The following is a 22,730-nucleotide window of genomic DNA, read 5'->3' on the forward strand; positions in this document are numbered from 1 at the left end:
AACAGACTCTGATTAGGATCGTTGTGTGGGTGTTGGGCATCTCACATCGGCGCTCGACGCGGACGAGGAACCCAGCCGGCGCAGCGGCCGTGCGGTCGCCGCGCCGGCGTTCTGGGAGGCGCCGCTCCGGTCGTCGCTGTTCGTCGGTGGTCGGGAGATCACCGCCGACCACCTCGACGCGCTCGTGGCCAGCCGGGCCGAGGAGATCGGGCCAGGTCGGCTCGTCCTCCTCCAGGGCGCCAACGACGTCGAGTTCGTCGTCAGCCTCCTTGCGTGCCTCCGCGCCGGCTCTCCGGTGATCGTGTCCGGTTCGGCCGGTTCGACGGCTCCGCTCGTCGAGAAGTTCGACCCCGACGTGGTCGTCGATCCGATGTCCGACGGGCCGAGGGTCCAGCACCGTCGCACCGATGCCGCGCACGACCTGCACCCCGACCTCGCACTGCTGCTCAGTACGTCGGGCTCGACCGGATCACCCAGGCTGGTGCGCTTGTCGCGTCAGAACGTCGCGACGAACGCCGTGGCGATCGCGGAGTACCTCCGTCTCGGTCCCGAGGACCGGGCGGTCACGTCGCTGCCGCTGCACTACTGCTACGGCCTCTCGGTGCTCACGTCGCACCTCGTCGCCGGCGCGGCAGTCGTGCTCACCGACCTCTCGGTCGTGGACCGGTGCTTCTGGTCGCTCGTCGAGGGGATGGGCGTCACCACCATCGCCGGGGTGCCGTACACGTTCGACCTCCTCGATCGCACCGGCTTCGCCGAGTCCCCTCCGCCGTCGTTGCGCCGCCTCACCCAAGCCGGGGGCGCGATGGCGCCGGACACCGTCCGTCGATACGCCCGACTGGGACGTGAGCACGGGTTCGACCTGTACGTGATGTACGGGCAGACCGAGGCGACGGCGCGCATGGCGTACCTGCCTCCCGAGTTGGCGGAGGAGCACCCCACCTCGGTCGGCGTCGCCATCCCCGGTGGCGAGCTGCGGATCGACCCACTCCCCTCGGAGGAGGCGACCGGCTGGCCGCGCCGGAGCGGCGAGGTGGTCTACCGAGGGCCCAACGTCATGATGGGCTACGCATCCTCCGCCGCTGAGCTCGCCGGCGGACCGCAGCTCACCGAGCTCCGCACCGGCGACATCGGCCACCTCGACGGCGAGGGCCTCCTGCACCTCGAAGGCCGTCGCTCCCGGTTCGCGAAGATCTGCGGGCTCCGGATCGACCTCGACCATGTGGAGCGGACGCTCGCAGCCCGCGGCGTCCATGCGCTGTGCGTCGGCGACGACGAGCGCCTCGTCGTCGGCGTCGTCGCCGGCTCGGACGGCGTCGACGCCGCCGCCGGTGCGGCGGTGCGGGAGGTCGTGGACCTCCCGCTGCGTCGGCTCGCAGTGGTCGCGCTCGACCAGGAGCCGAGGCTGCCGTCGGGGAAGGTCGACCGGTCAGCGGTCCTGGCCGCGGCGACGGAGATGGACACGCCGTCGGCTGCGTCGAGCGTCGGAGCGGTCCTCGCTGCCGCGACCGGCGCGCGCTCGGTGGGTCCGACCGACACCTTCGTCTCCCTCGGCGGGGACTCCCTCTCCTACGTCGAGGCCTCGGTCATGCTCGAGGAGCACGTCCACCCGCTGCCCGAATCGTGGCACCTGATGACCGTCGCAGACCTCGAGGCCGTCGCGGCCTCCGGTCGGCGGTCGTCGCGGCGTTGGGTCCACCTGGACACCGGGCTGGTGCTCCGGGCTGCGGCCGTGGTGCTGATCGTCGGCAACCACATGGACGTGTTCACCATCCTCGGAAGCGCCCACGTGCTGCTCGCCGCCGCGGGCTTCAACATGTCGCGATTCCTCCTGTCGGATCCCGTGGGCGACCACCACGTCCGCAGATGGGGCACGGCCGTCGGCAGGGTCGCGCTCCCGGCCGTGCTCTGGATCGGCATCGGCCTCTTCTTCCTCGACCGGTACACGACCGGCGCGCTGCTCCAGGTGAACAACTGGATCGGCGAGCCGACGCCGGAGCGCATGGCATGGCGGTACTGGTTCATCGAGGTGCTGGTCCAGTGCCTGGTGATCGCCGGCATCGTCTTCGCAGTGCCCGCCGTCCGGCGACTGGAACGCAGGTACCCCTTCGCGTTCGCGCTGTCCGTGTCGGTCGCGCTGACCCTCGTCCGCTTCGCGCCGTTCGAACCGGATCGCCTCTACTGGTACCGGACCGGCAGGGTCGCGTGGGTCTTCGCCCTCGGCTGGGCAGCCCACCGGGCCCGCACGGTGCCGCAGCGGCTGGTCGTCACCGCGCTCGCCGCCGTTGGAAGCTGGGGGTTCTTCAGCATCGAGCTCCGAAACGCCATCCTCCTCGGCGGGATCGTGCTGCTCGTGTGGGTCGGCACCGTCCCGGTCCCTAGCGCGTCCCGGCGACTCGTGGGGGCGATGGCCGCGTCGTCGCTCGCGATCTACCTGATCCACGGCGACGTGTACCCCGTCGTCCAGCGCTACGTCCCGGTCCCGCCGGTCGCACTGCTCGTCACCCTCGCGCTCTGCCTGGCGATCGCCCGGACATCGTCCGCGGCGTGGCGTCACTCGGTCGCCTTCGTCGGCGCGCGGGGCGATCAGCTGTCGGTCGACGGTCTGGGGATGAAGGCGGCGGCGGCCGTCGCGGTGACCCGGACGCGGGTCCCGGGGGTCAGGCACTCCAGGTCCTGAGCGGTCCGACCCGTGCACAGGTCGACCGGCTCGCCGGCGATCCGCACGGTGGCCCAGAGGGTGTCGGTGTCCGGCCGCACGGCGATGACCTCGACATCGCCTGCGTCGTCGGGGGCGATGTGCAGCTGTGACGGCCGCAGCACGACGACGCCGGTCGACGTGTCGGCGACGTGGCCGACCCGATCGACAGGGATCGCGCCGATCGGGGTGTTCACGACCTCAGCGCTCCGATGCCCGGCGACGACGCAGGTCGTCCCTGCGGCGTACGCGGCACGGAGGTCGGTCGGCCGTTCGTAGAGGTCGCTCGGCGATCCCACCTGCACCAGCTGCCCTCCGTCGAGGAAGGCGACGCGGTCTGCGGTGCGGAATGCCTCGGAGGCATCGTGGGTGATGAGGAGCGCCGTGGCGCCTGCGTCGCGGAGCGCGGTCGCCACCTGTTCGCTGACGGCCCGTCGCAGCGACGCGTCGAGACCCGAGAACGGCTCGTCGAGCACGACCAGTCGCGGTGCGGGCGCGAGCGCCCGGGCCACGGCGACCCGTTGCTGCTGCCCGCCCGACAGCTCGTTGGGCCGCCGAGCCCCGAACCCGGCGAGCCCGACGAGCTGCAGGCACGCCTCGGTGCGGTCGGCCCGGTCCGCCGTGCGCGACAGCCCAAAGGCGACGTTGCCGGCGACCGAGAGATGCGGGAAGAGGGCGCCTTCCTGCGGCACCACGCCCACGCCACGCCGCTCCGGGGCCACGTAGGCGCCCTCGCCGGCCACCGTGCGACCGTCGAGGGCGACGATGCCGGCGTCGGGCGCGAGGAACCCGGCCACGATCCGTCCGAGCGTCGTCTTCCCGCTGCCCGACTCGCCCATGAGCGCGACGACCTCACCGGGTGCGATCTCGAGGTCGATGCCGTCGAGCACCCGGGTGGCGCCGAAGCGGTGACGGATGCCGCAGAGCGAGAGCCGGGGCGGGGTCACACCACGTCCCGACGGTCCGCTCGGCCACCGCCGATCCGTGCGGCGATCACGGCCGGGAAGATCGAGAACAGCACCAGCGTCAACGCGTACGGAGCGACAGAGGCGCTGTCGGACACGCCCGCCCACACCCAGAGTCGGGTGGAGAGCGTGTCGGACCCCGCCGGCCGCAGCAGCAGCACGGTGGGGAGCTCCTTCGCCGACGTGAGCGCGATCACCGCGGCGGTGGCCGCGATCGCCGGCAGCACTGCGGGCATGGTCACTCGTACGAACACCCAGGTACGGGATCTTCCGCAGGCCCGGCCCACGTCTGTGAGCGCCTGCGGTTGCTGTTCGAACGCGGCTCGCAGCCCTCCGATGGCGAGCGACAACGTGAGGGCCATCAGCGCCAGCACGACGATCGGCCAGCGTTGGTAGATGGGCTGCAGCACGCGGACACCCACGTAGACGAACGACAGGGCGACGACGATGCCTGGCAGGCTGTGGGCCAGCATCACGGCGCGCTCGGCACCCACGCCGAGGCGGGTCCGGAACCGGGCGATCAGCCAGGCCAGCGGCACGGCGACTGCGACCGTGGCGGCGGCGACCACCGCGCCGAGCAGCAGCGTGGTGGTCAGTGCACCGACGAACTCCGACACCGCCACCTCGCTGACGCCCGTCGACCACCAGTACGCATAGGACGCGACCGGGAACCCCACCGACGCGGCCGCCAGCGACGTCAGCGCCGCCACGGCAGCCCATCGCCATCGGCCGAGCGACACGCGAGTCGGCGCCCGGACGACGCCGGTGCTGACGCTCGCGGCGGCCGACCGCCCTCGCACCAACGCCTCGCCGAGGACGAAGACGGTCGACAGCACGACCAGGGCCCCGGCCAGGACGGCGGCCCTGCTGGGATCGAAGCCGGCCCGGTAGGCGCCCAGGATGACCCACGTGAAGACCGGGACCCGCATGATGGCGACCGCACCGAAGTCCGCCAGCACGTACAGCGACGCCAGCAGCACGCCGGCTGCGATCCCGCGTCGGGCCTGCGGGAGGGTGAGACGGAGGAAGACCTCCCTCGGGCCCTTCCCCAGCGACCGGGCGACCTCTTCCTGCGTTCCGTCGAGGCCGCGGAAGATGGCGCTCACGTACAGGTGGATGATCGGCACGGTCGAGAAGGTGAGGACCGCGACCGCGCCCCAGAAGGAGGCGGTCGCCGGCCACCACGAGACCCACGAGTAGGCCGCCACGTACGACGGGACGGCGAGCGGCATGACGACGACGACATGCCAGATCGCGTGGTGGGGCAGGTCCGAACGCTCAACCAGCCACGCGGTGGTGGTGCCGACGGCCCCGGCCAGGACCCCGACGCTCAGGGAGAGGCCGAGGCTCCTGATCGCGAGCTGGGCGACATCGGCCCGGAACAGGATCTCGGCGACGTGATCCCAACCCGCATCACCGATCTGCAGCGCCAGGTAGACGAGCGGGACGACCGCCAGCGCCGTCGCCGCGAGGGCGATGACCGAGGCGGACCGGGGCGCAGCGAGCGAGGTCGGCCGCACCGTCTCAGCGCTGCAGCAGTCCGACCTCGGCGAGCATCTCCTGGGTCGCCTCGATCGTGTCGAGCTGGGCGAGGTCGACCTGCGGCGGATCGAGCTCCGCCAGCGGCGGCAGCTCGGCCGAGGCGGGGACGCCCGCAGCGAGGGGGTACTCGAAGGTCGTCGTCGCGAAGTACTCCTGCGCGTCGGGACCGATGAGGAACCGCACGAACTTCTCGGCGGCCTCGGGGTTGTCCGACGACTTCAGGATCCCGGCGCCGGCGACGTTGATGAGCCCACCCGGGTCGCCGCCCCGGAGGAACTGGTTCCGGGCCTTCACCGCGTCGGCACCGACCTCGGCGATCTTCTCGTACAGGTAGTAGTGGTTGACGAGGCCGATCTCGATCTCGCCGGCGTCGACTGCGTCCCGGACGGCCACGTTGTTCTCGTACGCCTCGGGCTCGAGGGCCGCGAACTTCTGGAGCCACTGGCGGGCTCCGTCGTCGCCCCGCAGCACCCGGAGGCCGGTCACGAACGACTGGAAGGACGCGTTCGAGGGAGCGAAGCCCACCTTGCTGCGCCAGCGCTCGTCGAGAACGGCGTCGATCGACGTCGGGGGCTCGGACACGAGCTCCGAGTTGTAGATGATGACCCGCGAGCGGCCGCTGGTCCCCACCCAGGTGCCGTCGACGGCGCGGAACTGGTCGGGAACCGATGTGAGGACCTCCTCGTCGAGCTGCTCCAGCAGGCCCGCCTCGGCGAGTGCGCCGAGTGCTCCGCCGTCCTGGGAGAAGAACACGTCGGCGGGGGAGGCGTCGCCCTCGGTGATGAGCTGGGCGGCGAGCTCGCCGCTGTCGCCGCCGCGGAACTCGACGTCGATGCCGGTCTCCTCGGTGAACTGATCGATGAGCTCGCCCACGAGCGCCTCGCTGCGACCCGAGTACACCGTGATCGTGCCGGCGTCGGACCCGGTCGCTTCCCCGGCCTCGCCGTCGTCGCCGCCGCACCCCGCGACGAGCAGGAGGGTCGCGGCGCCGGCCGCCACGAGGAGCCGGCGGCGCAGGTCGCGTGTCGAGGTCGGCACGGATGTCACCCCTTTCGAGGACGATGAGCCGGTGTTAAGGACTCCTTACACTTCACTCTCGAAAGTAATCGACGCCGCACTCGGGTGTCCATCCGTGGAGGGCGCGGCCTGCTCCCCGCCGGGCGACGCTGAGGAGGACGGAAACCCGCGTCGCCGTACGAGCCCGAAGGGCACTGTCTGACAATCGGTCAGTCGTGCGTGCTCGGAGGTGCACCCAGGGGGTAGGTTCCACTCGATCGCTTCGGGGGATCGCAGCGATCGCTAGTGCGGATCCAGTCCGAGCTGGAGCTCGGGCTGACGGAAGGGGGACGTCATGTCCGGTCCACTGAAGCGCGCAGCACTCGCCATCGTCGCCCTCGCGATGCTCGGCCTGGTCGCCTGCGGGGACGACGACGACTCCTCGTCGTCGACGACGACGGAGGGCGGTGGCTCGTCCGGGTCGTCCGCCGAGCTCACGCCGACGTCGTTCACCTCGGACTTCTCCGCCATGGAGCAGCTCAAGGACCTGGCTGCGAAGGGCAAGGGCAAGATCGGCGTGCTCCTCCCCGACACGACGTCGTCGGCGCGCTACGAGTCCTTCGACCGCCCGTACCTGGAGCAGGCCTTCGAGGCGGCCGGCCTGTCCAAGGACGACTACACGATCGACAACGCCCAGGGCAGCGCCAGCACCATGCAGACGCAGGCCGAGGCGGCGATCACCGACGGTGCGAGCGTGCTGCTCGTCGACGCCATCGACTCCGGCAGCGGCGCGGCGATCGAGGCCAACGCCGAGTCCAAGGGCGTCAAGGTCATCGACTACGACCGCCTGGTGAAGGGCGGCACGTCCGACCGGGTCTACGTCAGCTTCGACAACGTCAACGTCGGCAAGCAGATCGGCGACGGGGCGGTCGAGTGCATCACGAAGTGGAAGGTGCAGAGCCCGAACGTCCTGGTGATGTCGGGCGATCCGACCGACAACAACGCCAAGCTGTTCGCCGAGGGCTACAACGGCGTCCTCAAGAAGTACTTCGACGACGGGTCGTACACGAACGCCGGTGAGCCGGCGGGCACGTGGACCCCGTCCGAGGCGGCCACCACCTTCGAGCAGGCCTACACCGACGACCCGAAGATCAACGCGGCGATCACGCCGAACGACGACAACGCCAACGCCGTGATCGCCCAGCTGCAGGCCAAGAACATCCCGGCGAACACCTTCCCGACGACCGGTCAGGATGCGTCGCTGGTCGGTCTCCAGAACATCCTGAAGGGCTACCAGTGCGGCACGGTGTACAAGCCGATCTACCTCGAGGCCCAGGCCGCGGCGGCGATCGCGCTCTACATGCGGGCGGGTGAGGACCCGCCGAGCAGCCTGGTGAACGGCACGACCAAGGACGACGAGGCCGACGCCGACGTCGACTCCGTCCTCCTGGGCCCGACGTGGGTGACCACCGAGAACATGGCGGACACCGTGGTGAAGGACGGGGCGGTCAAGGTCGAGGAGCTCTGCATCCCCGCCCTGCAGGCCGCGTGCCAGGCGGCGGGCATCAGCTGAGCGCCACCGACGCCACCGTGCCCGATCCGGCACCTTCCGACCCAGGGAGCAGCGGTGCGCCCGACACGGGCGAACCGCTGGTCTCCCTGCGGTCCGTCGGCAAGCACTTCGGCGCCGTCCAGGCGCTGACGTCGGTCGACCTCGACATCCGCAGCGGCGAGGTGCTCGCGCTCGCCGGCGACAACGGCGCCGGCAAGTCGGTGCTCATCAAGTGCATCGCCGGCATCCACCACATCGACGGCGGTGAGATCCGCTTCGACGGCCGTCAGGTGAACATCCGGACGCCGCGCGAAGCGTCAGCGCTCGGCATCGAGACCGTCCACCAGGACCTGGCCCTCGCTGACAACCTCGACATCGTCCAGAACATGTTCCTGGGCCGGGAGCGGGCCCGACACCTGCTCCTCGACGAGGACGCCATGGAGCAGGCGGCGAACGAGACGCTGAAGAGCCTCGCCGTCAGCACCGTGCGCTCGGTCCGCCAGCAGGTGGCGTCGCTGTCGGGCGGTCAGCGCCAGTCGGTGGCGATCGCCAAGGCGGTCCTGTGGAACTCGAAGCTCGTCATCATGGACGAGCCCACCGCGGCGCTCGGCGTGGCGCAGACGACGATGGTCCTCGAGCTCGTGCGGCGGCTCGCCGACCGCGGCCTGGCCGTGATGATCGTGTCGCACAACATGAACGACGTCTTCCAGGTGGCGGACCGCATCGCCGTCCTCTACCTGGGTCGCATGGTGGCCGTGCGGCCTGCCGCCGATCTCGACCGCCAGATCGTCGTCGACCTGATGACGACCGGTCGCTCCGACCGCATCGACGTCGATGTCGACGTCGACGCGTCGCTCACCGGGGGTGGCGCATGACGTCCTACGAGCAGCGACCCCGCCAGCGCCGGTCCGTCGGCGGCGCCGACCCGGCCGCGACCGGCCCGCTCACCGATCCGGCGCGGGAGGCGCCGCTCGACGAGGACCCGACGAGCGCCGACGCCATCCACCGCGCCGAGCTCGCCGTGTCGCCCGAGGTGCTGTCGACGTCGCTGAGCGAGTACGTGCGGGCGTCGCTCGCCCGCATCCGTGGCGGCGAGGCCGGTCTGCTGCCCGTGATCGCCGGCCTCTTCCTGATCTCGATCCTGTTCCAGTCGCTGAACTCGAACTTCCTGACCGCGGGCAACCTGGTGAACCTCCTCATCCAGGGCGCGGCGTACATGCTGCTCGCGCTCGGCGAGACCTACGCCCTGCTGCTCGGCGAGATCGACCTGTCGATCGGCTTCGTCAGCGGCATCGGCGGCATCATCACCGCCGAGCTGGTGCGGGACTCGACCGGGTGGCCCTGGTGGGCGGCCGTGCTGGTCGCGCTGATCGCCTGCGCGGGGATCGGCATCCTCCAGGGCTCGATCATCACCAGACTCGGGGTGCCGTCGTTCGTTGTCACGCTCGCGGGCTTGTTGGGGTGGCAAGGCGTCATGCTGCTCATGCTCGGTGAGGGCGGCGCGATCCCGATCAACAACGACGTCATCAACGGGATCTCGAGCGGCACCCTGACGCCGTTGGCCAGCTGGATCGTGATGCTCGTGATCGTCGCGGCGTTCGCGCTGCTCACGTGGCGACGCGAGGCCCGCCGCCGGACGACCGGGCTCGTCAGCCCGCCCTGGAGCGTGACGATCATCAAGGTGGCCGCCGCGCTCGTGGCGGGCATCATCGTCGTCCTGATCTGCAACACCAACCGCGGCGTGCTGGTGCCGATCGAGGGCGTCCCGTGGGTCGTGCTCGTCGTCCTCGCGGTGCTGGCGGCGTGGTCGGTGCTGCTCGGGCGGACGAAGTTCGGGCGCTACATCTACGCGATCGGCGGCAACGCCGAGGCGGCCCGCCGAGCCGGCGTGAACCTGGCGAACATCCGCACGCTCGCCTTCATGCTCGGATCGTTCACCGCCGGCATCGCCGGCGTCGTCTACGCCTCGCGCCTGCGGTCCGTGTCGACTGCACTCGACGGCGGCACCCTCGTGCTCTACGCCGTGGCGGCGGCGGTCATCGGCGGCACCAGCCTGTTCGGAGGCCGGGGCCGGGCGATCAACGCCGTGCTCGGCGGCCTGGTCATCGCCGCCATCGACAACGGCATGGGACTGCAGGGCTACAGCGCTGCGGCCAAGTACGTCGTCACGGCGCTGGTGCTGCTGGCGGCCGTCACGATCGACGCGGTCTCCCGCCGAGGTCGCGTCGCCCGCTGAGGCGCCGTCCGCCGGCCTGGGTCACGGTCGTCCCTGCAGCGGGAGCGGCAGCTCCATCCACCGCGTGGTGTCGGTGAAGCCCTCGGCCTCGTAGAGGGGGCGCCCGGCGGCGGTGGGGTGGAGGCGCAGCGACCGTGCCCCGGCATCGCGGGCACCGTCGGTGCACACGGACATCAGCTCACGGCCCAGACCGTGGCGGCGGGCCCCGGGCGTGACGTACATGTTGATGACGTAGCCCTCGAACGATCGAGGGTCCTCGGGGAGCGGCGGACGCGGCCAGAGCAGCAACGACACCACCCCGACCGGCTCCTCGCCGTTGAACGCCAGCCAGGTCAGGAGCCGGCCGGCGCGGACCTCGCGCTCGACGAACGAGCGCGTCTGGACCAGGCACTCGGCCGACAGGTCCAGGTCCCCGCCGCGGACCTCGCGCAGGAACTCGATCCGGAGTGCCACCACCAGGTCGAGGTCGGCCTCGACCGCGGGGCGGACCGCGACCGTCACTGGATGAGGCCGAGGCCCTTCTGGCAGTGCGGGCCGCCCCAGTGCTCCACGATCTTCCCGTCGCGGATCCGCAGGATCGCGGTGCCGTTGATCTCGACGGGCTCCCCGGTGGGCTCGACGTCGAAGAACGCCGTGCCGGTGTGCGTGCCGCGCACGGTCCAGTTGGACACGACCAGGTCGTCGGACTCGATGAGCAGCCCCACCGTGAACTCCATGTCGGGGAACGCGGAGCGGACCTGGTCCCACCAGATCTGCTCCTCGCCGCGGACGTCGGTGCCGACCTTCTCGGGGCTGACGCGCTCCGTCACGTGGCTGACGAACTCGGGTGCCCAGAAGTCGTAGACCGCTTCCGTGTCGCCGTCGAACATCGCGTTCGAGTACTCGGCCAGCATCTTGAGGTTCTCGGACATGCGGCGACGCTACCGAGCCGGCCCCGCCGATGCGCCCGGAAACGACCGCCCGACCGGCACGCCGCTCGAACACGACGGCGGGTGCGAGACTGTCGGCGTGAGCGAGCAGCAGCCAGCGGTCAGGGTCACCGGCATGGACCACGTCGTCCTGGTCGTCGAGGACGTCGAGCGGTCCGTCGCCTGGTACCGCGACGAGCTCGGCATCCCGACCGAGCGGTTGGAGGAGTGGCGCGCCGGCGAGGTGCTGTTCCCGTCGCTCCGGCTCGATGCCACGACGCTGATCGACCTCCTGCCGGGGACCCCCGCCGGCCGCAACGTCGACCACGTCGCGCTCACCGTCGACGACGTCGACCTCGAGGCCGTCGCCGCATCGGGGCGCTTCGACGTGGTCGCCGGGCCCGCCGACCTGTTCGGGGCCAGGGGTCAGGGGATCGGGCTCTACGTCCGCGACCCCGACGGCCACGTCGTCGAGCTGCGCACCTACGCCTGAGCTCAGCCGAGCGGTTCGCCGTCGACCGTGATGGTGACCCGCTCCGGGTAGAAGGACAGGTGTCCGGCGATGTCGGTCGCGGCCTCGATCGGTTCCTCGTAGGCCCACACGATCCCGTCGTGCACCTCGCCGTCGACGGTGGCGGACCAGTACGAGGCCTCGCCCTTGAACGGGCACGTCGTGTGGAACGACGTCGGGGTGAGGAGGTCCATCCGGACGTCCTCCCGGGGCAGGTAGTAGCGACGGGGGAGGCCGGTCTCGTCGAGCAGCTTCGGTCGGTCGGAGGAGGCAAGGACCTGGTCGCCGAGGGTGACCTCGACGTGCTCGGTGCCGGGGGTGATCGTGACGGTGTGGCCGCTGGTCATGCCGGGTGCAACGCCGGGACGCCGAGCACGATTCCGAGGGGCACGGCCCCGGCACCCCGGCGACCAGGTGACGGCCGCTCGCCGGTGGTCAGCCCGGTGCGTCGGTGGGGCGGCTCGGATCGGGACCCTCGGCGCTCCGGGCGGCGGTGAGCACCTCGACCTGCTGCCGCAGGGACGCCACCTCGGCGGTGAGGTCGCGGAGGGCGGCCGCCACCCCGGTCTCGTCGACGGGTGTGGCGGATCCGGCATCGGGCTGCGGCGCGCTCCCCGGCGGCGTCAGCCGGAAGAAGCCGGCGAGCGAGCCGGCCAGGACGCCGAGCACGCCGACGCCGGTGAACATCACGGCGAACGCCGCCCACCGACCGGTCGTCGTGATCGGCACGACGTCGCCGTAGCCGACGGTGGTGAGCGTGACGACGGCCCACCAGAGGGAGTCGCCGAACGTGGCGAACTCGGGGTTCACGGGCTTCTCGGCGTGGAACGCGACGACGGCGCCGAGGAAGACGACGCCGGCGGCCACGACCGCCACCCTGCCGAGGCGCGACAGGAGCTGCTGGGACCCCTTCGTCGCGGCCACGAGCCGGACGAGCCGTGTGAGCCGCAGGGCGACGACGAAGCGGCCGGACTGCGCGAACGGCAACAGGAACCACGGTGCGGTCAGGACCACCACGATCAGGTCGAAGCGACCCCACCCCGTCCGGGAGTAGTGCACCCGGTGGCGGGCCTGCACGACGTAGTCGACGAGGAAGACCAGCCAGCTGACGATCCCGATCGTGACGCCCAGCGCGCTGCCCGAAACCGGTTCGATGAGCAGCGGCAGGATCGCCGACGCGATGATCGGGATCTGCATGATCCGCTGGAACCGATGCAGGAACGCGGCGTCCGCATCGGTGCGCGGCGCGCCGCGGCGAGGCGTCGATCCGTCGGGCTCCACCGCCCGATGATGGCCCGTGGCCGCTCCGCTGCCGTGGACCGTGCTGCGGCCGGCGGGCGGTTCAGCCGAGCTGCTCGGACTCGATGCCGAAGTGGTCCTGGTACTCGCGGGTCCGCTCCCGCATCTCGCCCTCGTCGAGTCCGGTCTGCTCCCACGTGTAGCGCCGGAGGCTGTTCTGCGCGTCGCCGGGGTGGGCGTCGAGGAACGCCTTCTGCCGGGCGGCGGCCTCGTCGGTGAGCTCGATGCCAAGCGCGTCGTAGAGGCGCGCGACGGTGCCGAGCAGGTCCTTGCGGAAGTCCTGGTAGAGGACGTCGATCACCTGGCCCTCGGGGAAGATGCCGTCCTTGCGCTGCGCGAGGGCGCGGTCGAGCCCGAAGGTCAGGTCCTCGCCGTACTGCGCGGCGAGCGTGCGGACGTCGAAGGAGTCGGTCGTCATCTCCCGCAGCGAGGCACCGAGCGCGCTGATCGACGCCATCACCTTCAGCGGGTCCCGGTGGTTCTGGATGACGATCGCATCGGGGTACTCGGCGATCAGGTCGGCGAAGTTCCAGAGGTGCGCCGGCGACTTGAGCAACCACCGTTCGGCCATGTGCTCGGACTGCAGGTGCTGGAGGAACCGCCGGTGCCACCGGTACGCGGGCGCCATGTCGGCCTTGTGCAGCAGCCACTCGTTGTAGGCGGGCACCTCGAACTGGAGCGAGAAGATCATCGAGCGGAACTCGCTCGTCCAGATGCGGACGTCCTCCTGGGCGAGCGTGGCGCCGAGCTCGTGGAACTCGGTGAAGCCGGGGATGATCGAGTCGACGAGGTCGAACTGGGCCTGGGCGACGGCGATGCGCGGATCGGTGTCGAAGGTCGCGGTCCGCGGCGCCGGCACCGGTCGCTCGACCTCCCAGCTGAGCGGGGCGCGCATCGCCGGGTCCTGGGCCATGAGGTCGTGGAGGATCGAGGTCCCGGTGCGGGGGAGACCCACGATGATGATCGGGCGGACGATCTCCTGCTCGGCGACGGCGGGGTGGTCGTTGCGCCACTGCACGAGCTGCAGCCGGTTGGAGAGGTCGGCGACGATGCCGTCGGCGGCGACGCCCAGACCGATCTCGTTGAGCTCGGCCGTCTCGTTGAGCGACTCGGCGAAGAGCTCCATGCCCTCGCGCCACGTCGGCTCGCCGAAGTCGTCGAGCCCGGTCTCCTGGATCGCCCGCTCGACGAGCTCGTCCGGCCCCGGGATGGTCCCTGCTGCGGTCATCGTTCCCCCTGTGTGGTGTCTGGCTGACGTGCTCGCCGGCGGGCCGGTCCCGGTCCGATCAGGGCGAGCCCAGCTCGAGCCCCGCGAGCTGGCGTTCCACGAGGGCCGGCAGGTCGCCGCTGCCCTCGGACTCGAGCCACCGGTCGCAGGCGAGGCGAGCGGCGGCCATGGACATGGCCCCGACGAGGCGCGGTCGAGGGTCGTCGTCGGCGAGGTCCTCGCCGAAGCGGGACCGGACCGCCTCGGCGATCGCGATCTCCCAGTCGACGTAGAGGTGCAGCGTCCACGCCAGCATCGCCGCCGAGGACCGGCACAGCAGCGCCTGCTCCAGGTACATCTCGCGCCGCTCCTCGAAGTCGACCGCCAGCGCGCGGTGCGCGGCGCGCACCGCCTCGAGCGGTCCGAGCTCCGGAGGGAGGTCGCGGAGGGTCGCGACCAGCACGAAGATCGCGACGTCCGACAGGCCCGTCGCAATCGCGAGCTCCTTCGACTCGAAGTAGCGGAAGAAGGTCGCCCGTCCGACGCCGGCTCGCTCGACGATCTGCTCGACGGTCGTCTCGACGATGCCCTGGGCGCTGGCCAGCTCCGCGGCGGCGTCCGCGATGCGTCGACGGGTCTCGTCGCGCTTGCGCTCCCGGAGGCCTCGCTGGGCGACCTCGACCGACATCCGTTCCCCCTCGGTCCCACCCGCCGACCGCAGGGGGCCGAACAGAGTGAGACGACGTCTCAGATGGTATTGAGTATCATCCGGCTGCGCAACGGGTCACGGGACAGGACCCGCGCGCCGGACGGGCAGCGGCCCGGCGAGGGGGACGGATGCGAGCACTGCAGGTCACGCGCCACGGCGAGCCCGAGGACGTCCTCGCCGTCGTCGACGTCGAGCCCGAGCGACCCGGTCCGGGCGAGGTCCGGATCCGGGCGGCGGCCGCAGCCCTCAACCACAACGACATCGCCCGGTGCCGAGGGACGCTCGTGTCGGTCGCCAAGGACCCCCCGTTCACGATCGGGATGGACCTCTGCGGGACCGTCGACGCCGTCGGGCCGGGGGCCGAGGAGTGGCTGGGCCGTCGCGTGGTCGCCATCGCCAAGGACGCCCTCGGCGGCATCGCCGAGCAGGTCGTCGCCCCTGCCGCAGGCGTCTTCGACGCTCCCGCGGGGCTCGACGACGTGCAGGCGGCGGCGTTCCTCATCCCGTTCCACACCACGCACCTCGCGCTCTTCCGACGCGGCGGGCTCGCCGACGGCGACACGCTGCTCGTGACCGCCGCGGCGAGCGGGCTGGGCACGGCGGCGGTGCAGCTCGGGTCCGCCGCGGGCGCCCGGGTCATCGCCGCGGTGGGCAGCGCGGACAAGGCCGAGGTGTGCACGCAGCTCGGTGCGGACGACGTGGTCGTCCTCGGCGCCGGCGACGAGGCCGTCGACCTCGCCGACTCCGTGCTGGACCTGACCGCCGACCACGGCGCCGACGTCGTCTGCGACCTCGTCGGCGGCGACCTGGTCGCGCCGTCGTGGCGCTGCACCGCCCGCGAGGGCCGCTACCTCGCCGTGGGCTTCACCGACGACGACCAGAACGGCATGACCGGCCGACCGATCCGCATGGCCAGCATCGGCAACTTCTCCATCGTCGGCGTGCTGGGCGCGTGGGTCGACGACCTCGACCCGGGGATGCGGCGGTTCGGCTTCAACCCGTTCACGCGGGCCGACGGTGACGAGGTCCACGCCGCGCTCTGCCAGCTGGTCGCCGACGGCCGCATCACGCCGCACGTCGGGCGCGTCGTGACGATGGACGAGGCCGGCGCGGCGCTCGCCGACCACCGCGACCGGCGCAGCACCGGGCGCACCATCGTGCAGATCGCCTGAACCCCCGTTCCGTGTGCCGTCGTCGTCGTGGAGCGACGACGACCGCACCGAGAACGGCGTGTGGGGCCGGTCGGGGCCCGGTGTCAGAAGGAGCGGACCTCGTCGTCGGGGATCTGTTCGGCGTCGTGGCCGAACACGAGCTGCGAGCCCGACGCCTCCATCGAGCGGAGCAGGTCGAGGCTGCGGTGCTGCTGCTCGGGATCGAAGCCGAAGAGCGGCAGCCGCCCGGTGTCGAGGCTCTCCCGGAAGTAGCACGCATCGCCGGTGAGCACGACCTCGGCGTCGTCGGTGCGGACGCGCAGCGACTGGTGCCCGGCGGTGTGGCCCGGCGTGGGGATGCAGACGACGGTGCCGTCGCCGAACACGTCGTGGTCGCCGTCGAGCAGTCGCACGTCCTGGCCCGTGTCGAAGTCGTGCGCCAGGTAGCCGGCCGTCGGGTCGCCGCCGTGCGCGGCGTCCCACTCCGCCCGCTGCACCAGCACCGGCACGTCGCCGAGCAGCCCGTTGCCCCCGCAGTGGTCGAAGTGGAGGTGCGAGCAGGCGACCAGGTCGACCCGCGAGGTCAGCTCGGCCGAGCGCTCGTCGACCGACGTGCCGGCGGGCAGCTCGGTCGTGAAGAAGTCGGCGAGCCCGCCGATCCGGGCGTGGACGTCGACGCGCACGTCGGGGTGGAGGCCGGTGTCGAACAGCAGCGTCCCCCGGGCGTGCTCGACGAGGTACGAGACGACCGGGATGCGGGCCGGGCCCTCGCCGCCCTCGATCAGGCCGGCCCGCTCGGTGGTGAGCCAGCCGGTGGTGAACGCCCTGAGCCGTGCGGTCATGCGCGGACGGTAACAGCGCACCGCTGCCGGTCGGTCCCCGTTCGTCAGCGCTTGCCGGACCGCCGCCCGGGCGGTGGCTCGTCGTCGCCGCGCCGGCCCCGGCGGTACCGCTCGCGCAGGAGGGCGATGTAGCCGGAGCCGAACAGGAGGACGAGCACGACGATCAGGAGGAGGATGATCAGCGCCTCCTGGCCCGACGTCATGTCCCCAGCGTGGCACGGCGGCGCCGGAGCGCCGGACCGCACGACCGGGCGAGCGGCGCCGGTCGCCCCCCCCCCCCCCCGGCCGATGAACCCGCCCGGCCCGATCCGTCCGAAGGGTATGGACGACACGATGGCGACCGACCCGGAGCTCGACCGACGGCTGCACGACGTCGTGCAGCGCCACATCGACGAGGACCACATCGGCGCGGCGTCGTGGCGGGTGCAGCGCGGCGACGTCGTCGTCGACGGCTCGGCCGGCGCCCTGCACGGCGGCGCGCCCGCCCGGCTCGACACGATCTACCGGATCACCTCCATGTCGAAGCCGATCACGGCCGCGGCGGCGCTCACCTTCGTCGGGCGCGGCGAGGCCGACCTCGACGAACCGGTGGATCGCCACCTCCCGGAGCTGTCCGACATGCAGGTGCTGCGCCGGCCCGACGGACCGGTCGACGACACCGAGCCGGCGGAGCGTCCGATCACCCTGCGCGACCTGATGGCGTTCACGCTGGGCTGGGGCATGGACTTCAGCGCCGACGGGTCGACGCCGTGGGACGAGGCCGCCGAGGCGCTCGGCGTCGCGTTCCGGGGACCGGAGCCCGACGCGTGGCCCCCGCCCGACGAGTGGATCGCCGCCATGGGATCGCTGCCGCTGCTGCGCCAGCCGGGCCGAGCCTGGGGCTACCACCACGGATCCGACGTGCTCGGCGTGTGGCTCGAGCGCGCCGGCGGCGCGCCGCTCCAGCACGTGTTGTCCGACCGGGTCCTCCGACCGCTGGGCATGGTCGACACCGGCTTCCACGTGCCGGCCGGGTCCCTCGAGCGCTTCGGCGCCTGCACGATGCCCGACGAGACGGGGGCGATCGTCGTCCACGACGACGTGGACGGCGCGTGGTCGTCGCCGCCGCGCTTCCCCTCGGGCGGGGCCGGGCTCGTCTCGACGATCGGCGACTACACGGCGTTCGCCCAGATGCTCCTCCGCGGCGGCACGGCGCCCGACGGCTCGGTGGTCGTGCCCGAGCCGCTCGTGGCCGAGATGGGTCGGGACCAGCTCACCGACGCCCAGCGGTCCGCGAGCGCGGACCTCATCGAGGGGACGGGCTGGGGCCTCGGTTGCGGCGTGTGCCTGGTCGACACACCGGTCGGCCCGGCGGGCAGCACGTTCTGGGACGGCGGGTTCGGCTCGATCTGGACGAACGACCGGGCGGGCGGCACCTCGCTCGTGCTCCTCACCGACCGCATCTGGAGCTCGCCCGACCTGCAGCGCTACGCCGTCGACGCCCGGGCGACCGTGTTCCAAGGCCGCACCGGCTGAGGATCCCCCGACCGGCTCGTCACCACGTCGAGGGGCGACGCTTCCGGGCCCGGTCCCACACCGGGTGCCAGTCCTGCGTGCGGGCCGGATCGAGGCGAGCCGCCATGTGGAGCTCCCCGGCCCGGAAGGCGGTCGGGGCGTCGAGGCCCGATCCCTCGACCGTCACGTAACGCTCGATCCAGCGCTGGAGCGCGACGGCGTCCTGGCGCGAGCCGAGCAGGTCCTGCAGGTCCTCGAGCCGCGAGGCGGCGCGCCGGGCGTCGTGGCCGAGGACCGGAGCGGACAGCTCGGCCAGGTAGCGGGCGCGCTTGGCGGCCTTGCGCACCTCGTGCACCGCCTCGTCGGCAGCGGCGGTGCCGCCCGGCGCCTCGCCCGCCTCGGTGGCGGCGTCGCGCAGCCGGCGCCACGCCCAGCGGTTGCGGTCCTGCAGGGCGTCCCTGGCCCGCACCGACGTGTCGACCCCCTCCCGCACCGGCAGGTCGGACGCCGCGTCGAGCAGCTCCTCGACCAGCGCCCGGTAGCGGTCGCCGCCCATGGCGCTGGCCAGCCGGCGGCCGTGGAGCGCGAGCTGCTGGTCCAACCGGGCCACGAACGGGTGCGTCCGGCCCCACGGCCGCAGCCGCTGCCGGAGCACCTGCGCGTCGCGCAGGTCGCCGAGCAGCCGCCCGAACCACTGGAGCTCGGCGCGCACGTGGTCGATCCTCGGCCGGTCGAGGAACGGCCGGAGCGATCGCAGGTCGCTGCGCAGCCGGCGCGTCGCCACCCTGGCGTGGTGCACGACCTCGACCTCGGGCTGCCACGGCTCCTGGTCGGCCGGGGCGGCGCCGGCGATCCCGGCGCCGACCGTGGGCACGCGGGACAGGTCGTCGCGGAGGAGGGGGTCGTGCGCGACCAGCGTCCGCACCGGACCGACGACCGCGGCCCGGAGCACGTCGTGCAGCGACGACCGCCGCCGCAGCGCGACCGGGTCGGGCGCCGACGGACGGCCGGGGCCGAGCGCCTGCTCGAGCTTGTTGGCGGCGGCCGACGGGGTCAGCCCGGCGTCGCCGGCCCAGCCCGCGATCGCGTCGAGCAGCTCGTCGTCCCCGGTCGACTCGACCTCCAGCTGGTGGAACCGGTCGGTCCGCCCGTCGACCTCGACGGTGACCTCGTCGCGGTCGATGCGGGCCCCGGGCTCGTGGCCGGGGCGGCCCCCGGGACGGGCGAGCTCGGTCGAGGTCCGGACGGTCGTCAGGCGCGCGACGCGCTCGAGGTGCTCGTGGGCGGCGAGCCCGGTGACCACCTCGACCACGCGTGCCGGCGGCGTCGAGGGGTCACCCGGGACGTCGATCTCGACGCGCGAGCGGGCGCCCGGGGTGCCCTTCGCGTCGGCCGGGACGGGCACCTTGACGGTCCAGCCGTCCTCGCTGCCGTCGCTCGCGTGGCGGTGGCGGACGGTGACGCCCCACGCCCGCAGGCGGCCCGACGGTGTGTCCCAGTACTCCGCGACAAGCGTCGCCGAGCGGGCCGGACCGGCGGCGGCCACGTCGTCGTCGACGTCCACCGGGGCCCCGGGGCCGAGGTCGAACTTCAGCTCCCGCTCCGTTCCCATGCCCCATCACTACCCCAACACGGTGCGCACGGGGTCTACGGCGTACCATTTCGGGAGGTCGGTGCGTTGGGGTGCCGGCCGTGGGGCAACGGGCGACGGGGCGATCGTCGCCGCTGGAGGGACGACGTGGACCGCACGAGGGGCACCCGTACGACGATCGGCGCGGTCGTGGTCGCATTGGCGGCGCTGGCCGTCGCCTGCGCCCCCGCACCGGGCGGCCCGCCCGCGACGACGGCGCCGACCGACCCCGTCGCGCCGGTGGTCGACGCGTTCTCGGTCGCGGCACCCCGGACCGAGGCACCGGTCACCGCCACCTTCCGGTGGCGCATCAGCGACGCCAACGGCGACCCGCTCACCTGCGCCTTCGACCTCGACGGCGACTCGGTGGCCGAGCGCACGGTCTCACCGTGCCCCGCGCAGGGCGACCTGCTCCTGCAGTACCGCACGCCCGGCACGATCACCCCCACGCTGACCGTGAGCGACGGCGCCCTGTCCTCGGCGCCGGCCGCGACCGGCCCGATCTCGGTCACGCCCGGGCCGTCGGAGCCCTTCGACATCACGCTGACGATCGACCCGGCGATGGCGCCCGAGTACCGGGCTGCGTTCGAGGCCGCGGCGGCGCGCTGGGAGCAGGTGATCGTCGACGGCTGGAACCCGGAGCCGCTCTCGATCGCCGAGGGCTTGTTCGGCTGGGTGCCGGCGTTCGACGGCAACGTCGACGACGTGCTCATCGCCGCCCGGGCGCCCTACCTCGACGGCCCGCTCGGGCTGCTCGGCCAGGCGGGCGCGATCGGCAAGCGGGCCAGCACCGCTGAGCCGTACTTCGGGATCATGGAGTTCGACTCCGCCGACCTCGAGCGCTTCGCCCAGAACGGCCGGCTCAACGACCTGGTCCTGCACGAGATGGGCCACATCCTCGGGATCGGCTTCAACTGGGTGGGCGAGGGGCGGGTCGACGACCTGCTCACCGACCCGACCTACAACGGTCCGGCCGCCAACGCCGCCTGGCACGAGCTCGGCGGCACGGGTCAGGTGCCGGTCGAGGACGGCGGCGGCGTCGGGACGTTCGCCGCCCACTGGCGGGAGTCGACCTTCGACTCCGAGCTCATGACCGGCTACAGCGACGGCGACGAGCGGATGAGCCGGGTCACGATCGGCGCCCTGGCCGACCGCGGCTACGGGGTCGACCTCGACCAGGCCGATCCGTACCAGCTGCCCGGCGCCGGTCTCGGGGCGGGTCTGCGGGCGGCGCCGTGGCCGCACCAGCACACCGTCCCGGTCGAGCCCTTGCCCGACGCACTCCTGAAGGGCTGAGCCGGCGCCACGGCCGCGGGGTCCCCGGACACGACCGGGTGGGCCTGGCCTCAGGCGTTCTGGACGGTCCGGGCGAGGATGCCGAGGGTGGCGCGCAGCGCGCCCTCGGAGATCACCGGGAAGATGCCCGCCTCGCGCCACTCCGGCGTGATGTCGGACCAGTCGTAGTAGCTCGTGGCGATCGTGGTGCCGGGCTCCTCGCCCGGCTCCAGCCGGTAGCCGTAGACGTGGCCGATGTTGAGCTGGCCCTCGATCTTCCAGGCGATCTCCCGGTCGGGCTCGAACGTCACGATCCGGATCGTGACGTCGTACAGGCCGAGCGGGTAGTCGTTGAGCGCCTCGCGGTCCATGTGGACCACGAACGTGTCGTCGACCGCGGTCACGACGTCGCCGTCGGCGCTCATCAGCATCCCCGAGCTGTCGATCGCCACGTGGCCCTGCGGGTCGCTGAGCACGGCGAAGACGGCGGCGGGGTCGGCCTGGATCGTGCGGGCCACCTCGATCCGTTCGGCGGGGGCGGCGTCGTTCGGAGCGTCGTTCACATCGGCAGACATGCCCCCAGCCTGCACGACGCAGACGCGCCGTGTCGGCGTTCCCGTCAGGTGGGCAGCGACACGCCGCGCTCGGCGGCGTAGGCGTCGAGCGTGGCGAGGTGCACGTCCCGCTGGGTGGGCGACAGCCACGCGACCTCGAACGCGTTGCGGGCGAGCTGCAGGACCTCCGACGTCGACAGGTCCGCCGCGCCGGCGAGCGCCAGGAAGTTCTCGGTGATGTAGGTCCCGAAGTACGACGGGTCGTCGGAGTTGCAGGTGACGCGGACGCCCGATCGGAGCAGGTCCGAGATCGGGCCGGCCTTCATGTCGCCGGTCACGAACTCGTTCGAGATCGGACAGCAGGTGAAGCCGATGCCGCGCTGGCGCGCCAGGTCGACGAGGGTTGGGTCCTCGACGATGTTGGTCCCGTGGTCGATCCGGTCGACGCCGATGTCGTGCAGCGCCTGGCGGATGTGGTCGATCGAGCCGGGCTGGTCGATGTCGCAGTGGCTCGTGACGAGGAAGCCCTCCTGGCGCGCCCGGGCGAACACTTCGGCGAACTTCGACGGCGGGTTGTCCCGTTCGTCGGAGTCGAGCCCGACGGCGATGATCCACTCCTTGTAGGGGAGCGCCTCCATCAGCGTCGCCATCGCGTACTCGGGCTGCATGTCGCGCAGGAAGCACATGATCAGCCGGGTCGTCATGCCGAGCTCACGCTCGGCGGTGATGCACGCCCGTCGATAGCCGCTGATCACGGTGTCGAACGGGACGCCCCGGCTCGTGTGCGCCTGCGGGTCGAAGAACATCTCGGCGTGGACCACGCCCTGCGAGCGGGCCTTGGTGAGGTAGGCGAGTGCGAGGTCGTGGAAGTCGTCCGCCGTCACGAGCACCCGCATCGCCGGGTAGTAGATCGTGAGGAACGCCGTCAGCGACTCGAGCCGGTACGTGGCGCGGATCTCCTCGACGGTCTTCTCGGGCAGCTCGATGCCGTTGCGCTCCGCCAGCGCCATCTTCAGCTCGGGCTCGAGCGTGCCCTCGAGGTGGACGTGCAGCTCCGCCTTGGGCAGCCCCTCGATGAACGCGGCCAGCTCGGGGTCCACGCCGCCTGCGGTGCTCGGGTCGGTGAGGTCGATCGACATGGGCCGACCGTATGCCCGGCTC

At 72.2% G+C, this 22,730-nt stretch carries 22 protein-coding genes; 8 read left to right on the forward strand and 14 right to left on the reverse strand.

Annotated elements, in window-relative coordinates:
* Positions 1-25: 25 nt before the first annotated feature.
* The gene (locus tag LH044_RS00855) at positions 26-2,680 is read left to right on the forward strand and encodes an AMP-binding protein (RefSeq protein ID WP_227757904.1); all 2,655 of its coding nucleotides are present in this window, start codon (positions 26-28) and stop codon (positions 2,678-2,680) included.
* Here LH044_RS00855 and LH044_RS00860 read toward each other — a convergent pair.
* From LH044_RS00860 to LH044_RS00870, 3 genes are read right to left on the reverse strand one after another with little or no spacing between them, the layout of a single operon-like run.
* Complete coding sequence (locus LH044_RS00860; RefSeq protein ID WP_227757905.1) at positions 2,587-3,645, reverse strand: ABC transporter ATP-binding protein; 1,059 nt, start codon at positions 3,643-3,645, stop codon at positions 2,587-2,589. The two genes, LH044_RS00855 and LH044_RS00860, sit on opposite strands and share 94 nt — an antisense overlap.
* Positions 3,642-5,183, reverse strand: a complete 1,542-nt coding sequence (locus LH044_RS00865; RefSeq protein ID WP_227757906.1) for an ABC transporter permease — start codon at positions 5,181-5,183, stop codon at positions 3,642-3,644. Before LH044_RS00865 ends, LH044_RS00860 begins: the two co-directional genes overlap by 4 nt.
* A 4-nt stretch (positions 5,184-5,187) precedes the next feature.
* Entirely contained in the window at positions 5,188-6,243 is a 1,056-nt protein-coding gene (locus LH044_RS00870; RefSeq protein ID WP_227757907.1) for an iron ABC transporter substrate-binding protein, read from the reverse strand.
* A 313-nt stretch (positions 6,244-6,556) separates the two neighbouring features.
* Here LH044_RS00870 and LH044_RS00875 point away from each other — a divergent pair, with 313 nt between their 5' ends.
* From LH044_RS00875 to LH044_RS00885, 3 genes are read left to right on the forward strand one after another with little or no spacing between them, the layout of a single operon-like run.
* Positions 6,557-7,774, forward strand: a complete 1,218-nt coding sequence (locus LH044_RS00875) for a sugar ABC transporter substrate-binding protein (RefSeq protein ID WP_227757908.1) — start codon at positions 6,557-6,559, stop codon at positions 7,772-7,774.
* Between the two features lie 17 nt (positions 7,775-7,791).
* Positions 7,792-8,628, forward strand: a complete 837-nt coding sequence (locus LH044_RS00880) for an ATP-binding cassette domain-containing protein (RefSeq protein ID WP_227757909.1) — start codon at positions 7,792-7,794, stop codon at positions 8,626-8,628.
* On the forward strand, positions 8,625-9,989 hold the full coding sequence (locus LH044_RS00885) for a sugar ABC transporter permease (RefSeq protein ID WP_227757910.1): 1,365 nt from the start codon (positions 8,625-8,627) through the stop codon (positions 9,987-9,989). Before LH044_RS00880 ends, LH044_RS00885 begins: the two co-directional genes overlap by 4 nt.
* Before the next feature lie 21 nt (positions 9,990-10,010).
* On the opposite strand, the gene LH044_RS00890 is transcribed toward LH044_RS00885, so the two are convergent.
* Together LH044_RS00890 and LH044_RS00895 are read right to left on the reverse strand one after the other, a co-directional pair.
* A complete protein-coding gene (locus LH044_RS00890) occupies positions 10,011-10,490 on the reverse strand; it encodes a GNAT family N-acetyltransferase (protein ID WP_227757911.1) in 480 nt (159 codons plus the stop codon).
* On the reverse strand, positions 10,487-10,900 hold the full coding sequence (locus LH044_RS00895) for an ester cyclase (RefSeq protein WP_227757912.1): 414 nt from the start codon (positions 10,898-10,900) through the stop codon (positions 10,487-10,489). The genes LH044_RS00890 and LH044_RS00895 overlap by 4 nt, the downstream gene beginning before the upstream one ends.
* Before the next feature lie 97 nt (positions 10,901-10,997).
* On the opposite strand from LH044_RS00895, the gene LH044_RS00900 reads away from it, so the two are divergent.
* Entirely contained in the window at positions 10,998-11,390 is a 393-nt protein-coding gene (locus tag LH044_RS00900; protein WP_227757913.1) for a VOC family protein, read from the forward strand.
* A gap of 2 nt (positions 11,391-11,392) precedes the next feature.
* Here LH044_RS00900 and LH044_RS00905 read toward each other — a convergent pair whose 3' ends face one another.
* The 4 genes from LH044_RS00905 to LH044_RS00920 all read right to left on the reverse strand — a co-directional run bounded on the left by LH044_RS00905 (position 11,393) and on the right by LH044_RS00920 (position 14,602).
* Complete coding sequence (locus LH044_RS00905) at positions 11,393-11,755, reverse strand: DUF427 domain-containing protein (protein ID WP_227757914.1); 363 nt, start codon at positions 11,753-11,755, stop codon at positions 11,393-11,395.
* 88 nt (positions 11,756-11,843) lie between these two features.
* The gene (locus LH044_RS00910) at positions 11,844-12,689 is read right to left on the reverse strand and encodes a potassium channel family protein (protein WP_227757915.1); all 846 of its coding nucleotides are present in this window, start codon (positions 12,687-12,689) and stop codon (positions 11,844-11,846) included.
* A gap of 61 nt (positions 12,690-12,750) precedes the next feature.
* Complete coding sequence (locus LH044_RS00915; RefSeq protein WP_227757916.1) at positions 12,751-13,935, reverse strand: sulfotransferase family protein; 1,185 nt, start codon at positions 13,933-13,935, stop codon at positions 12,751-12,753.
* A 58-nt stretch (positions 13,936-13,993) separates the two neighbouring features.
* A complete protein-coding gene (locus tag LH044_RS00920) occupies positions 13,994-14,602 on the reverse strand; it encodes an acyl-CoA-like ligand-binding transcription factor (RefSeq protein ID WP_227757917.1) in 609 nt (202 codons plus the stop codon).
* A gap of 149 nt (positions 14,603-14,751) precedes the next feature.
* On the opposite strand from LH044_RS00920, the gene LH044_RS00925 reads away from it, so the two are divergent.
* Complete coding sequence (locus LH044_RS00925; RefSeq protein ID WP_227757918.1) at positions 14,752-15,795, forward strand: NADPH:quinone oxidoreductase family protein; 1,044 nt, start codon at positions 14,752-14,754, stop codon at positions 15,793-15,795.
* An 83-nt stretch (positions 15,796-15,878) separates the two neighbouring features.
* Here the strand turns inward: LH044_RS00925 and LH044_RS00930 are convergent, their stop codons facing one another.
* Both LH044_RS00930 and LH044_RS00935 read right to left on the reverse strand, forming a co-directional pair.
* Entirely contained in the window at positions 15,879-16,616 is a 738-nt protein-coding gene (locus LH044_RS00930; RefSeq protein WP_227757919.1) for an N-acyl homoserine lactonase family protein, read from the reverse strand.
* A gap of 44 nt (positions 16,617-16,660) precedes the next feature.
* Positions 16,661-16,819, reverse strand: coding sequence for a hypothetical protein (locus LH044_RS00935; protein WP_227757920.1), 159 nt, complete (start codon positions 16,817-16,819; stop codon positions 16,661-16,663).
* A gap of 130 nt (positions 16,820-16,949) precedes the next feature.
* Here LH044_RS00935 and LH044_RS00940 point away from each other — a divergent pair, with 130 nt between their 5' ends.
* Complete coding sequence (locus tag LH044_RS00940; protein ID WP_227757921.1) at positions 16,950-18,131, forward strand: serine hydrolase domain-containing protein; 1,182 nt, start codon at positions 16,950-16,952, stop codon at positions 18,129-18,131.
* A 19-nt stretch (positions 18,132-18,150) separates the two neighbouring features.
* Here LH044_RS00940 and LH044_RS00945 read toward each other — a convergent pair whose 3' ends face one another.
* Complete coding sequence (locus tag LH044_RS00945) at positions 18,151-19,722, reverse strand: CYTH and CHAD domain-containing protein (RefSeq protein WP_227757922.1); 1,572 nt, start codon at positions 19,720-19,722, stop codon at positions 18,151-18,153.
* 126 nt (positions 19,723-19,848) lie between these two features.
* Here LH044_RS00945 and LH044_RS00950 point away from each other — a divergent pair, with 126 nt between their 5' ends.
* A complete protein-coding gene (locus LH044_RS00950; protein WP_227757923.1) occupies positions 19,849-21,036 on the forward strand; it encodes a leishmanolysin-related zinc metalloendopeptidase in 1,188 nt (395 codons plus the stop codon).
* A 50-nt stretch (positions 21,037-21,086) separates the two neighbouring features.
* On the opposite strand, the gene LH044_RS00955 is transcribed toward LH044_RS00950, so the two are convergent.
* Together LH044_RS00955 and add are read right to left on the reverse strand one after the other, a co-directional pair.
* On the reverse strand, positions 21,087-21,590 hold the full coding sequence (locus LH044_RS00955; RefSeq protein ID WP_227757924.1) for an SRPBCC family protein: 504 nt from the start codon (positions 21,588-21,590) through the stop codon (positions 21,087-21,089).
* A 44-nt stretch (positions 21,591-21,634) separates the two neighbouring features.
* A complete protein-coding gene (gene add, locus LH044_RS00960) occupies positions 21,635-22,708 on the reverse strand; it encodes an adenosine deaminase (protein WP_227757925.1) in 1,074 nt (357 codons plus the stop codon).
* Between the last annotated feature and the right edge of the window lie 22 nt (positions 22,709-22,730).

It is taken from the genome of Dermatobacter hominis (genome assembly GCF_020715685.1).
Classification (GTDB): Bacteria; Actinomycetota; Acidimicrobiia; order Acidimicrobiales; family Microtrichaceae; genus Dermatobacter; species Dermatobacter hominis.